The following is an 8989-nucleotide window of genomic DNA, read 5'->3' on the forward strand; positions in this document are numbered from 1 at the left end:
CAAGCCGAAGGGCTGAGGGCTCCCTACGCGGCCTCGGAGGGGGCCGCCGGCTGCCCGGCGGCGGTCGGTGGCCTCCCGGCGGCGGTCGGTGGCTGCCCGGCGGCGGTCGCGATCACCTCGTCCAGCACCTCGCGGGAGCGCAGCAGGTCGTTGATCGTCCGGTCGATCCGCTCGCGCTGCGCGGTGAGCTCCTCGACCAGCAACGGGGTGGCGATCTCGTTCGGGCCGCCGTCGGAGTCCCGCATGCAGGGGAGGAGCTTGTAGATGGTCCGGCTGTGCAGTCCGGCCGCGAACAGCTCCTGGATGTGCACCACCCGGTCGACGGCGGCCTCCGGGTACTCCCGGTGCCCGCCCTCGGTGCGGCGGGCGGCCAGCAGGCCCTGCTGCTCGTAGTAGCGCAGCGAGCGCTCGCTCACACCCGTCCGCCGGGCCAGTTCGCCGATCCGCATGCCGTCCACCCCGCCGTCCCGGTCGTCGTGCCGTGCCAAGTCCTGGATCCGGCAACGATGTTAGCCTCCGCGGCTGCGGCCGGTGGGGCGCGGGAGCCGGGCCGCGCGACCGGGTGGCCCGGCCGTGCCCGGCCCCGCCCGGTCGGGGGGCGCCGCGCGCCGGGCAGGTGATCGTGCCATCATCGCCTGCATGTCTTCCAACGTTTTCTTCGACATCACGATCAACGACGAGCCGGCCGGCCGGATCGTCTTCAAGCTGTTCGACGAGGTCGTCCCCAAGACCGCCCGGAACTTCCGCGAGCTGGCCACCGGCCAGAACGGCTTCGGCTACGAGGGCTCCGGCTTCCACCGCGTGATCCCGGCCTTCATGCTCCAGGGCGGTGACTTCACCAACCACAACGGCACCGGCGGCAAGAGCATCTACGGCGAGAAGTTCGCGGACGAGAACTTCCAGCTCAAGCACGACCGCCCGGGCCTGCTGTCGATGGCCAACGCCGGCCGCAACACCAACGGCTCGCAGTTCTTCATCACCACCATCGTCACCGACTGGCTGGACGGCAAGCACGTCGTCTTCGGCGAGGTCGTCGAGGGCATGGACCTGGTCAAGAAGATCGAGGGCCTCGGCTCGCAGAGCGGCCGCACCTCGGCCAAGATCACCATCGCCAAGTCCGGCGTGGTCGGCGACGTCAAGTAACGACCGCCGCCACCTGGCACGCACCGCCCCGGAGCGGGACGTCGGAGAGTTCCGGCGCCCCGCTCCGGGGCGGTTTCGTGCCCGGCCGCGCACCCGCCCGCGCACCCGGCCTCGTGCCTCCCGGCGTGGCCGGTCGCGGTGCGGCGGGCAGGGTAGCCCGGAGCGCCGCTCTCCGGGCCGGAACCGGGCAATCGGGTGGCCGTCCTTGGCCGGGGCCCTACGCTCGAATCGGACGCGGCCCCATCCGCGGCCGAACTGGACTCAGCGGCAAGGTGGTTGACCGATGATGGAGCAGGGCGCCGACGACGGCGAGGTGACCTACGAACAGGTGACGGTGGTCTCCCTGGTCGGCTGCGAGCCGGTCGGCCCGGCGCGGTTCGCCGTCCGGGTCGTCCGCGAGGGCATGACCGTCAAGCGGGTGGCGGGCTACTGGGTGCGCTGGGACGAGCGGTGGGGCCCGGAGGAGGTCCGCCACCATTCCCGCTGGGTCGCGGACGAGGAGTACGTGCACCCGGACACCGGCAGCCTGGACGGCACCCTCGCGGTCATGGTCGCCGCGTACTGGACGGACCCGGCGGGCGCCCTCCCGCGCCGCCCAGGCACCGAGACCGTGGTGACCTTCCGGCCGGGTGAGACCGAGCACGAACTGGTGCTGGAGCAGCCGGCCCCGACCGCCCGGGCGACCGCCCCGCTCCGCCCGGCCGCGCTGTCGGTGCAGCTCACCCACGCGAGGTGGCTGAGCGGTGACGGGCAGCCGATCCACTACGGCTTCGCGGGCGCCACCGAGGCGGCCGGCGGCGAGGGGGAGTGGCTGGTCCGCTTCCCGGAGTGCGGCACCGGCCTGCTGCCGTTCGTCTGATCGGGTCCGCTCGGGAGGGGGCCGTCCGCTTGGGAGGGGCCGTCCGTCCGGGAGGGGGCCGTCCGCCCTCCGGGAAGGCGCCGGCCCGCTCAGGAGGGGCTCGGGGCGGGCTGGGCCGGCACCGGCGACGGCCCCCAGTCGCCCGCCCGCATCCCCACCTTCCTGGCCGGTGCGCCGGCCCAGATCTCCCCGGGCCCGGTCGAGCGGGTGAGCACCGCGTTGGCCCCGACGACGGTGCCCGCGCCGACGGTCAGCACGCCCTGTTTGCACACCACCTTGGCGCCCGCGCACAGCACCGCCCCGTCCTCGACCACCACCCGCCGCATCGCGCTCTCCTCCTGCGGCACCCACGGGTCGGCCCGGCCGATGGTCACGCCGTTGTAGAGCGTCACGCCCGCGCCGAGGGTGGTGTACGGGTGCAGCACGGTGCCGAAGCCGCGGTGGTAGACGAGCAGCCCGGGCCCGATCTCGCAGGCGGCGGGCACCTCCATCCCGTAGAGCGCGAGCGCCTCCTGGACCAGGCGGCCCAGGAGGCGGTGGCGACGGTGGCGGATCAGTGCGGTGACGAGTGACATCCACCCATTGTGGCGGCTCGGTCACACCAGGTGGCCGACTACTTGAACTCCGGCACCGCGGTGTCGTTCTTGAAGGCGTCGAAGAGCTGCTTGGACTTGTTGGTGTCCCACAGCACGGCGGACTCGCCGGTCTTGGTCCGGAAGTCCGGGTTGCCGATCGGCACGGTCAGCGACTTGCCGTCGCCGCCGTTGACGTCCTTCATGGCGAGGAAGAGCGAGCCGAGGTCGGTCAGCCCGCAGTCCTCGTCGACGATCAGGGTGCCGAGCGCCGAGTCGACCAGCGGGTAGAAGGTGAACGGGTTCATCAGGTTGCCGGGCGAGGCGGCCTGGTGGGCCAGGGCACCGAGGAACTTCTGCTGGTTGCGCATCCGGCCGAGGTCCTGGTCGGCCATCTGGTGGCGCTGGCGGACGAAGGCCAGGGCCTGCTTGCCGCTGAGGGTCTGGTCGCCGGCCTTCAGATCGAGGCCGGAGTCCTTGTCCTTGACGTCCTGGTCGATGTGCATCTCGACGCCGCCGATCGAGTCGACGATGCCGACGAAGCCGCCGAAGCCGATCTCGGCGTAGTGGTCGATCCGCAGGCCGGTGGTCTGCTCGACGGTCTGGACCAGCAGTCGGCCGCCGCCGTTGCCGAAGGCCGAGTTGATCTTCGCGGTGGTGCCCTTGACCGGCTTGCCGTTGCTGCCGGGGTGCTCGGGGATCGGCACCCAGGAGTCGCGCGGGATGCTCATCAGGGTGTTCCCGTTGTCCCCGACGTGCAGGATCATCATCGAGTCGCTGCGCTTGCCCTCGGTGTCGTGGCCGGTGTGCAGGTCGTCCTGCTCGGCGTCGGTGAGGCCCTGGCGGCTGTCGGAGCCGACGATCAGCCAGTTGGTGCCCTTGCCCGCGGCCGGGCGGCCGGGGTAGTCGGCGAGCACGTTCTCGTGGTTGAGCTTGGAGTCCGCCCAGAACCAGGTGGAGACGGCGGTCACCATGACGGCGATCAGCAGGCCGAAGACCGACCACTTCACGATCCGCCGCCGCGGCCAGCGCCGGGCCTGGGCACCGGACGGGCGGCTGCCGCCGGGCCCGCCAGGACCGCCGGGACGACCGGCCCCGCCCGGACCGCCGGGACCGGGACGACCCGGACCACCGGGACCGCCGTGGCCTCCGGGCTCGCCCGGACGGCCACCGGGGGCTCCGGCCCCCTGCGGCGGGACCCCGCCGAGTCGGGACGGCCCGGGCTGCCCCGGCTGTCGCGGCGCGGCCGCCCCGGGCCCGCGCGGGTTCAGCGAGGGCGGCAGCGGCCGTTCGCCCGTGCCGCGTCCGCCGTTGCCGCCGTACGGGTTCCCGCCGCCCCCCGGGCGGCCCTCCTGCCACGTGTTCATGCCGACGAGGATGCCCGACCCCGGTCGGGCTGACTCCCCCCGGGGGGTCCGCCAGGTCTCTTGTAGCAGTTTTGATGCACGTACCGGATCGTTCCGCCGTAACGTCCGGACACCCGGCGTTCCGGCTGCTGAAACGTTTCTTGACCAGCTCGAACACGGCGTGTTTGCATTCCTGGCATGGATCAGCGTTGGGCACTCACGCGTCGGCGGCACGTCGACCTGCGGCGCGGTGTGGCCTGTTCGCTCTGTCGCGGCTGACGCGCGCCCCGCCCGTACGATCCGCGCGCCCGCGTTCCCCGCGCGCCCACGTTTCCCGTACGCCCGCGTTCCCCGCACGTCCGCCGACGTAGCGGCCCCGGTGCCGCCCCGGCACCGCTTCTCCCGGTCCCGGCCCCGCCGCAGCGCGGTCCCCACCGCACCACGCCCTGCCGCCCGCGCCGCCCCGCTTCCAGCCAGAGGTGAACCCATGGCCGTCGTCCTGTCCGTTTCCGGCTCCCCGTCCGCCACCTCCCGCACCACCCGCCTGCTGCGCCACGTCGACGCGCGGCTGGCGGAGCGCGGCCACAGGGTCGTCCCCTTCGAGGCCCGCAGCCTGCCCGCGCACGCGCTGCTGTCGGGCGACTTCGACCACCCCGACATCGTCGCCGTCACCGAGCTGTTCGCCCGCGCCGACGGCGTCGTCATCGGCACCCCCGTCTACAAGGCCGCCTACTCGGGCCTGCTGAAGGCCCTGCTGGACGTGCTCCCGCAGTACGCGCTGGCCGGCAAGGCCGTCCTGCCGCTCGCCACCGGCGGCTCGCCCGCGCACGTCCTCGCGGTGGACTACGCGCTGCGCCCGGTGCTCAGCTCGATGGGCGCCGACCACATCACCCAGGGCTGGTTCGTGCTCGACCGCCACATCACCGCCCGGGAGGACGGCACGACCCTGGTGGAGCGCGAGACCGAGGCGCTGCTGGCCCCGGTCGTGGCGGGCTTCGCCGCGGCCCTGGAGCGGCTGGCCGCACCCGCGCTGGCGGGCTGACGCCCCGTCGCCGCGGCCCGTACGGGGCGTCCCCGAGACGGGCCGCGGCGACCCCTAGGGGGATGCGCTCCGGGGCCCGTAGAACCTTGGTTGGGAGGGGTCATTCCGGCGGATGACGAGCCGTCCGGCGCCGACTCCTAACGTGGTTCTCACATCCCCGCCCGTCAGGAAGCGGTCCGGCCATGCCGGGTCCGGTGGCCGGCTCCACCGGGAGGGTGGTGCCAACTCCCGGTCGAGGACTACCGCCTGCGCCATGTCGCGCGGCGGGCGGGCCCGCGAGGCTGGGGGCCAACGGGTGAGCGCATCTTCTGAGGAGACTCCAGTGACGACGGCACCAGCAGCCGTGTACGACCCCCAGCTTCCCGGCGGAGCGTCCGCCGTCGCCGCGTCGGCCCGTCAGGTCACCAAGGCGTACGGCTCGGGCGAGACCAGGGTGACCGCGCTCGACGCGGTCGACGTCGACATCCAGCGCGGCCGGTTCACCGCGATCATGGGCCCCTCGGGCTCCGGCAAGTCCACCCTGATGCACTGCCTGGCGGGCCTGGACACGGTCAGCGCGGGACGGATCTGGATCGGCGACACCGAGATCACCGGCCTCAAGGACAAGCAGCTCACCAGGCTCCGGCGCGACAAGATCGGCTTCATCTTCCAGGCGTTCAACCTGCTCCCGACCCTGAACGCGCTGGAGAACATCACGCTCCCGATGGACATCGCCGGGCGCAGACCCGACCGGGCCTGGCTGGACCAGGTGGTGGAGACGGTCGGCCTGTCCGGCCGGCTCAAGCACCGCCCGACCCAGCTCTCCGGCGGCCAGCAGCAGCGCGTCGCGGTGGCCCGGGCGCTGGCCGCCCGCCCCGAGATCATCTTCGGCGACGAGCCCACCGGGAACCTGGACTCCCGCTCCGGCGCCGAGGTGCTGACCTTCCTGCGCCGCTCGGTGGACGAGCTGGGCCAGACCATCGTGATGGTCACCCACGACCCGGTCGCCGCCGGCTACGCGGACCGCGTGCTCTTCCTCGCCGACGGCGTGATCGTGGACGAGATGTACGCGCCCACCGCCGACTCCGTCCTCGAGCGCATGCGCCGTTTCGACGGCAAGCGCACCAGCTGAGCGGCGGGGCGACACCATCATGCTGCTCAAGACCTCACTGCGGAGCTTCTTCGCCCACAAGGGCAGGATGGCGCTCTCGCTCATCGCCGTCGTGCTGTCGGTGGCCTTCGTCTCCGGCACCCTGGTGTTCTCCAACACGGCCACCGGCACCTTCGACAAGCTCTTCGCCGCGACCGCCTCCGACATCTCGGTCCAGCCGCCCAAGCCCTCCGACGACGAGATGCAGCAGGCCGCCGTCAAGCCGCCGACCGTCCCGGTCGCGCTGGAACAGCGGGTCGCCGGGCTGCCCGGGGTGAAGCGCGCGGTCGGCCAGGTCCTGGTCGAGAACGCCGTCCTGATCAACCCGGCCACCAACAAGCTGGTCGGCCCGACCACCGGCGCGCCCACCCTGCTCGGCAACTGGATCGACACCCCGAGCAACCCGGTGAAGATCACCTCGGGCCGCACCCCGAGCGGCCCGACCGAGCTGGTGCTGGACGCGGACACCGCGAAGAAGGCCAAGCTCGGCCTCGGCGCCACCCTCAGGGTCGAGAACCCGCTCGGCCGGCAGGACTTCACCATCGTCGGCATCGCCACCTTCACCACCACCAACCCGGGCGCGGCGCTCGGTTTCCTGGACACCCCGACCGCCCAGCGCACGCTGCTCGGCGAGCAGGCCTTCACCACCGTCGAGGCGTACGGTGACGGCAGCCGCGGCGACGACCGGCTCAAGGCGGACGCGCTGGCCGGGCTCGGCACCGGCTACCAGGTGAAGACGGCGGCCGAGCAGAAGGCCGACCGCAGCGAGCAGGTCGGCAAGGGCCTCGGCTTCATGAAGTACGCGATGCTCGGCTTCGCCTTCGTCTCGGCGATCGTCGGCGCCTTCCTGATCGTCAACACCTTCTCGATGCTGGTCGCCCAGCGCACCCGGGAGATCGGCCTGCTGCGCGCCATCGGCGGCAGCCGGCGGCAGGTCAACCGCTCGGTGCTGGTCGAGGCGCTGATCCTGGGCGTGCTCGGCTCGACCCTCGGGGTCGCGGCCGGCCTGGGCGTGGCGGTCGGCCTGATCAAGCTGATGACCGCGATCGGCATGGACCTCGAGGCGGCCGACCTGCAGATCGGGCCGGACGTGTTCGTCGCGGGGTACGCGCTGGGCATCGTGGTCACCCTGGCCGCGGCCTGGCTCCCGGCCCGCCGGGCGAGCCGGATCTCGCCGATGGCCGCGCTGCGCGACCACGGCACCCCGGCCGAGTCCCGGGGCAACCTGGTCCGGACCGTCCTCGGCCTGCTGCTGACGGCGGGCGGCGGCGCGGTGCTGGTGCTCGGCGCGGGGGCGGAGAAGGCCGCCACCGGCGGCCGGTACCTGGGCCTCGGCGTGGTGCTCACCCTGGTCGGCTTCGTGGTGCTCGGCCCGCTGCTGGCCTCGGCCGTCGTCCGGGTGCTCGGCGCGCTGCTGCCGGCGCTGTTCGGCCCGTCCGGCAGGCTCGCCCAGCGCAACGCGATGCGCAACCCGCGCCGCACCGGCGCCACCGCCGCCGCGCTGATGATCGGCCTGGCGCTGGTGATCGCCTCCGCGGTGTTCAGCTCCTCGGCCGTCACCTCGACCAGCGCGCAGATCGACAAGTCGGTGGGCGCGGACTACATCGTCTCCGGCGGCCGCACCGCGGTCACCCCCGAGATGATGGACGCGGTCAAGCGGACCCAGGGCATCGACCACATCACCATCCAGCGGTTCTTCTTCACCGCGAAGGTCCGGCTGTCGGACGGGCAGCAGGCGAAGACCCAGCTGACCGCGGTGCCGCCCGCCTTCTTCGGCACCGACTTCCGGCCGACCGTCGACTCCGGCGCGGTGGACTCGCTCCAGCGCGGCTCGCTGGCGATCGGCGCCGCCTTCGCCAAGGACCACGGACTGAAGGTCGGCGACCAGGTCACCGTCGACTACGGCCAGGGCCGCACCCAGGCGCTGCCGGTCGGCGCGGTCCTCGGCAAGGGCGAACTGTTCGGCGACGGCTCCTTCGTGGCCATGGACACCATGGAGAAGGCCGTCCCGGCCGCCGAGCAGCCGCCGGTGTGGACCTTCTTCGCCAAGGCCTCCTCCGGCGCCGACGTCGAGAAGACGCTCGCCGCGCTGGAGGACGGGCTCAAGGAGTACCCGCAGCTGACCATCAAGGACCGGGCCGGTTACAAGGAGCTCGCCCAGTCCCAGATCAACACCCTGCTGTACCTGATCTACGGGCTGGTCGCGCTGTCCATCACGGTCGCGGTGCTCGGCGTGGTCAACACCCTGGCGCTGTCGGTGGTCGAGCGGACCCGCGAGATCGGCCTGCTGCGGGCGATCGGGCTCTCCCGCCGCCAGCTGCGCCGGATGATCCGGCTGGAGTCCGTGGTGATCGCGGTGTTCGGCGCGGTCCTCGGGACCGGGCTGGGCCTCGCCTGGGGCGTCACCGCCCAGCGGGTGCTGCGGGACCAGGGCCTCGGGACGCTCTCCGTCCCGACCGCCACGGTGGCGATCACGCTGGTCGCCTCGGTGCTGATCGGCCTGTTCGCCGCCCTCGTCCCGGCCTTCCGGGCCGGACGGATGAACGTCCTCGCGGCCATCGCGACGGACTGACCCGGCGCCGGCGCCGGCGCCGGCGGGCGCCGGGTCCGGAGCACGGGGGAAACGGGGCGGTCCCGCGGGGGAACGGGGGACGAGGACGCCCACGGGGGAAACGGGGGAAACGGGGCGGTCCCACGGGGGAACGGGGGACGGGGACGCCCACGGGGGAAACGGGGTAAACGGGGGAGCCCACGGGGGAAACGGGGGCACGGGGGACCGGGGGCGGGTGCGCGACAACACCCCGCCCCCGCGCCATTCCCCCCCCCCCCTCCCCCCCCCCCCCAAAAAGGTTCCCCCCAACAGCATCCATCCTCCCGAGTGGTGAGGAGAGCGTTCCA

8 protein-coding genes are annotated in these 8989 nt (G+C 73.1%); 5 read left to right on the forward strand and 3 right to left on the reverse strand.

Annotated elements, in window-relative coordinates; translation table 11 throughout:
* Positions 1–23 precede the first annotated feature (23 nt).
* The gene (locus tag ACZ5OX_RS10920) at positions 24–449 is read right to left on the reverse strand and encodes a MerR family transcriptional regulator (RefSeq protein WP_465629631.1); all 426 of its coding nucleotides are present in this window, start codon (positions 447–449) and stop codon (positions 24–26) included.
* Positions 450–639: 190 nt separating this feature from the next.
* Here ACZ5OX_RS10920 and ACZ5OX_RS10925 point away from each other — a divergent pair, with 190 nt between their 5' ends.
* On the forward strand, positions 640–1143 hold the full coding sequence (locus ACZ5OX_RS10925; RefSeq protein WP_449792929.1) for a peptidylprolyl isomerase: 504 nt from the start codon (positions 640–642) through the stop codon (positions 1141–1143).
* A gap of 283 nt (positions 1144–1426) precedes the next feature.
* On the forward strand, positions 1427–2002 hold the full coding sequence (locus ACZ5OX_RS10930) for a hypothetical protein (protein WP_465629573.1): 576 nt from the start codon (positions 1427–1429) through the stop codon (positions 2000–2002).
* 89 nt (positions 2003–2091) lie between these two features.
* On the opposite strand, the gene ACZ5OX_RS10935 is transcribed toward ACZ5OX_RS10930, so the two are convergent.
* Positions 2092–2577 (reverse strand): LbetaH domain-containing protein, encoded by a 486-nt coding sequence (locus ACZ5OX_RS10935; RefSeq protein ID WP_465629574.1) that lies wholly within the window; start codon positions 2575–2577, stop codon positions 2092–2094.
* Positions 2578–2615: 38 nt separating this feature from the next.
* Positions 2616–3584: an LCP family protein gene (locus ACZ5OX_RS10940; RefSeq protein ID WP_392884434.1), complete on the reverse strand. Its 969-nt coding sequence runs from the start codon at positions 3582–3584 to the stop codon at positions 2616–2618.
* Between the two features lie 823 nt (positions 3585–4407).
* On the opposite strand from ACZ5OX_RS10940, the gene ssuE reads away from it, so the two are divergent.
* The 3 genes from ssuE (at position 4408) to ACZ5OX_RS10955 (ending at position 8663) form a co-directional block, all read left to right on the forward strand.
* A complete protein-coding gene (gene ssuE, locus ACZ5OX_RS10945) occupies positions 4408–4962 on the forward strand; it encodes an NADPH-dependent FMN reductase (protein WP_402410199.1) in 555 nt (184 codons plus the stop codon).
* A 322-nt stretch (positions 4963–5284) separates the two neighbouring features.
* Positions 5285–6073, forward strand: a complete 789-nt coding sequence (locus ACZ5OX_RS10950) for an ABC transporter ATP-binding protein (RefSeq protein ID WP_449792934.1) — start codon at positions 5285–5287, stop codon at positions 6071–6073.
* Positions 6074–6089: 16 nt separating this feature from the next.
* Positions 6090–8663, forward strand: a complete 2574-nt coding sequence (locus tag ACZ5OX_RS10955; protein WP_465629632.1) for an ABC transporter permease — start codon at positions 6090–6092, stop codon at positions 8661–8663.
* Positions 8664–8989: the final 326 nt, after the last annotated feature.

Source organism: Kitasatospora sp. NPDC032121 (assembly GCF_055580145.1).

Coding starts and splice junctions, on each gene's coding strand:
- ACZ5OX_RS10925 (WP_449792929.1), top strand. CDS start 640: ATGTCTTCCAACGTTTTCTTCGACATCACGATCAACGACGAGCCGGCC.
- ACZ5OX_RS10930 (WP_465629573.1), top strand. CDS start 1,427: ATGATGGAGCAGGGCGCCGACGACGGCGAGGTGACCTACGAACAGGTG.
- ACZ5OX_RS10920 (WP_465629631.1), bottom strand. CDS start 449: ATGCGGATCGGCGAACTGGCCCGGCGGACGGGTGTGAGCGAGCGCTCG.
- ACZ5OX_RS10935 (WP_465629574.1), bottom strand. CDS start 2,577: ATGTCACTCGTCACCGCACTGATCCGCCACCGTCGCCACCGCCTCCTG.
- ssuE (WP_402410199.1), top strand. CDS start 4,408: ATGGCCGTCGTCCTGTCCGTTTCCGGCTCCCCGTCCGCCACCTCCCGC.